We start from the raw sequence: 669 nt of genomic DNA on the forward strand, positions 1-669 counted from the left end.
GGGGGTGGTGATGCGGGCGGGGCGGTCCTTGTTGGCTTCCAGGAGCTTCTTCGCGAGGGCGATGAGGCGGGTGGGGTCCGGGACGGCGGTGACGGGGGCGTAAGGGCTCGTCTGGATGATGAAGCAGAGCTCGGATTTGTATACGTTCCCGATGCCGGCGAGGTTGCGCTGGTCGAGGAGGGCTTCGCCGAGCGGGCGGTCGGGTTGGCCGAGGAGGCGGCGTTCGGCTTCGGCCGGGTCCCAGTCCGGGCCGAGGAGGTCGGGGCCCAGGTGGCCGACCGCCTGGTCCTCGTCGGCGGTGCGGAGGAGCTCAAGGACCGGGAGGCGGTAGCCGACGGCGGTGTGGCCTTCGACGCCGAGGATGGCGCGGATCTGGTGGCCCGGGCCGCCGCGCCAGCGGTCGCCGTCGGCGTAGATGTGCCAGGCGCCGTCCATGCGGAGGTGGGAGTGGAGGGTGAGGCCGCCTTCGACGCGGGTGAGGAGATGCTTGCCGCGAGCGGCCGTCTCGATGATGAGACGGCCGGTGAGGTCGGTGGTGGCGAGCTTGGGGACGCGGAGGTCGCAGCGTGACAGCCTGCGGCTCGCCAGGGCCTCGTGCAGGCGGCTTGCGGCGCGGTAGACGGTGTCTCCTTCGGGCACGGGTCCATTTTGCCTGGGGTTCTTCCCACC

General features: G+C 71.6%; 1 protein-coding gene. It reads right to left on the reverse strand.

Annotated elements, in window-relative coordinates; translation table 11 throughout:
* Positions 1-639, reverse strand: a 639-nt coding sequence (locus tag G5C51_RS42350; RefSeq protein WP_165246273.1) for a DNA-formamidopyrimidine glycosylase family protein, incomplete at its 3' end; no start/stop codon positions are given.
* Between the last annotated feature and the right edge of the window lie 30 nt (positions 640-669).

The sequence above is a fragment of the Streptomyces coryli genome (assembly GCF_011044975.1).
Taxonomy (GTDB): domain Bacteria; phylum Actinomycetota; class Actinomycetes; order Streptomycetales; family Streptomycetaceae; genus Streptomyces; species Streptomyces coryli.